We start from the raw sequence: 3,042 nt of genomic DNA, 5'->3' as shown, positions 1-3,042 counted from the left end.
TTGGTTGCGGGGACAGGATTTGAACCTGTGACCTTCAGGTTATGAGCCTGACGAGCTACCGGGCTGCTCCACCCCGCGCCAGGGTGATTGATCGTTTAGGGAGGTGTCGTTTCTTTCTAGGTTTGGCGGTGACCTACTCTCCCACGTCTTAAGACGCAGTACCATTGGCGCGACGGCACTTAACGGCCGAGTTCGGGATGGGATCGGGTGTTTTGCTCGCGCTATGACCACCAAACCGAGGAAGAAACGACAACATCAGCGTTGTGGGCGGACCTTTCGGTCCGGTCACAACGATTGTTCCAAGTCATTGGTGCTTTTGACGATGCGATTGAGCGTGGTTCAGTTGAACCTTGCTGTTACCGGATCAAATCAAGCCTATCGGGCAATTAGTACCAGTCAGCTGAACGCATTGCTGCGCTTACACCTCTGGCCTATCGACGTGGTGGTCTTCCACGGCCCTCAGGGAGACCTTGTTTTGAAGGGGGCTTCCCGCTTAGATGCCTTCAGCGGTTATCCTGTCCGAACATAGCTACCCAGCACTACCGTTGGCACGATAACTGGTCCACCAGTGGTTCGTTCACCCCGGTCCTCTCGTACTAGGGGCAACTCTTCTCAAGTCTCCTACACCCACGGCAGATAGGGACCGAACTGTCTCACGACGTTCTAAACCCAGCTCACGTACCTCTTTAAATGGCGAACAGCCATACCCTTGGGACCTGCTCCAGCCCCAGGATGAGATGAGCCGACATCGAGGTGCCAAACGATGCCGTCGATATGGACTCTTGGGCATCATCAGCCTGTTATCCCCAGCGTACCTTTTATCCGTTGAGCGATGGCCCTCCCACTTGGGACCACCGGATCACTATGACCGACTTTCGTCTCTGCTCGACTTGTCAGTCTTGCAGTCAGGCAGGCTTCTGCCATTGCACTCAACGAGCGATTTCCGACCGCTCTGAGCCTACCTTCGCGCGCCTCCGTTACGATTTGGGAGGCGACCGCCCCAGTCAAACTACCCACCACGCAGGGTCCCGGACCCGGATAACGGGCCGCGGTTAGACATCAAGAGTGCGAAGGGTGGTATCTCAAGGGAGGCTCCACGGGAACTAGCGTCCCCGCTTCGATGCCTACCACCTATCCTGCACATCACAATCCTGATGCCAGTGCGAAGCTATAGTAAAGGTGCATGGGGTCTTTCCGTCTAACCGCGGGAAGTGTGCATCTTGACACACAGTTCAATTTCGCTGAGTCCACATCAGAGACAGCGGGGAGATCGTTACGCCATTCGTGCAGGTCGGAACTTACCCGACAAGGAATTTCGCTACCTTAGGACCGTTATAGTTACGGCCGCCGTTTACTGGGGCTTCAATTCAGAGCTTGCACCCCTCCTTTTAACCTTCCAGCACCGGGCAGGCGTCAGACCCTATACGTCGCCTTACGGCTTCGCAGAGCCCTGTGTTTTAAGTAAACAGTCGCCACCCCCTAGTTTGTGCCCCCCGCCCATACTTGCGTACAGACGGGGCCTCCTTCTCGCGAACTTACGGAGGCATTTTGCCGAGTTCCTTTGATGTGGTTCTCTCAAGCGCCTTGGTATTCTCTACCAGTCCACCTGTGTCGGTTTAGGGTACGGTCTCATGGAGGGCTATTTCCAGGAACCTCTAAGCGGCCCGCCCAATCCGATAAGGGCGAACAACCTTCGAGATCCGTCACTTCCTCCTGGCCCAGGAATATTAACCTGGTTCCCATCGACTACGCCTTTCGGCCTCGCCTTAGGGGCCGGCTTACCCTGCTCAGATTAGCTTTAAGCAGGAACCCTTGGACTTTCGGCGACAGGGTCTCTCACCCTGTTTGTCGCTACTCATGTCAACATTCTCGCTTCTGATCTCTCCACCGGATGCCTTACAGCCCGGCTTCACAGAAAGCTTCGCGTGTTCGTCTCCGTCCCCCAATTGCTTGGAGATACGGATAAAACACATGAAGCTATATCACAGAACGCTCCGCTACCACGCATATTGCTATGCATCCTGAGCTTCGGCTCGTGGCTTGAGCCCCGTTACATCTTCGCCGCAGGACAGCTTATCTAGACCAGTGAGCTGTTACGCTATCTTTAAAGGATGGCTGCTTCTAAGCCAACCTCCTGGTTGTTTTGGCCGTCCCACATGCTTTCCCACTTAGCCACGAATTAGGGGCCTTAGCTGCAGGTCAGGGTTGTTTCCCTCTTCACGACGGACGTTAGCACCCGCCGTGTGTCTCCCGGATAGTACTCATCGGTATTCGGAGTTTACTTAGACTCAGTAAGGCTGTGGGCCCCCATCATCCATGTAGTGCTCTACCCCCGATGGTATTCGTCCGAGGCGCTACCTAAATAGCTTTCGCGGAGAACCAGCTATCTCCAGGTTTGATTGGCCTTTCACCCCTAGCCACACGTCATCCAGACCCTTTTCAACGGGTGTTGGTTCGGACCTCCAGTACGTGTTACCGTACCTTCATCCTGCACATGGCTAGATCACCTGGTTTCGGGTCTGATCCCACAAACTCAATCGCCCATTTAAGACTCGCTTTCGCTGCGCCTACACCTAACGGCTTAAGCTTGCTTGTGAGACCAAGTCGTTGACCCATTATACAAAAGGTACGCCGTCAGGACTCATGGTCCCTCCGACTGCTTGTAGGCGTCCGGTTTCAGGTACTGTTTCACTCCCCTCGTCGGGGTGCTTTTCACCTTTCCCTCACGGTACTGGTTCGCTATCGGTCAGTAAGGAGTACTTAGCCTTCGGGGGTGGTCCCCCGATCTTCAGACAGGATTTCACGTGTCCCGCCCTACTTGATATGTCTTCTTGAGCTTCCTGTACGGGGCTGTCACCCTGTATCGCTGCGCTTTCCAGCGCATTCCAGTCACTTTCCGAAGATCGGCTGGTCCGCGTTCGCTCGCCACTACTAGCGGAGTCTCTCTTGATTTCCTTTCCTCCGGGTACTTAGATGTTTCAGTTCCCCGGGTTTGCTCTTAAACCCCTATGTATTCAGGGTAAAAGTACCTGTTTCAGTCCA

The 3,042-nt window shown here is 54.6% G+C and carries 1 tRNA gene and 2 rRNA genes (1 of these 3 running past the window's edge); all 3 read right to left on the bottom strand.

From position 1 onward, the window contains the following. Position 1 precedes the first annotated feature (1 nt). Positions 2–78 (bottom strand) — tRNA-Met (locus tag AC3A5Z_RS24095). A 42-nt stretch (positions 79–120) separates the two neighbouring features. Continuing rightward, positions 121–235, bottom strand: a 5S ribosomal RNA gene (gene rrf / locus AC3A5Z_RS24090). Between the two features lie 130 nt (positions 236–365). Continuing rightward, positions 366–3,042, bottom strand: a 23S ribosomal RNA gene (locus AC3A5Z_RS24085); it runs 168 nt beyond the window's last position.

Source organism: Cereibacter sp. Soil_C_27, assembly GCF_057657095.1.
The sequence above is the reverse complement of the archived record's forward strand: the minus strand, read 5'-3'. Positions and strand labels throughout refer to the sequence as shown.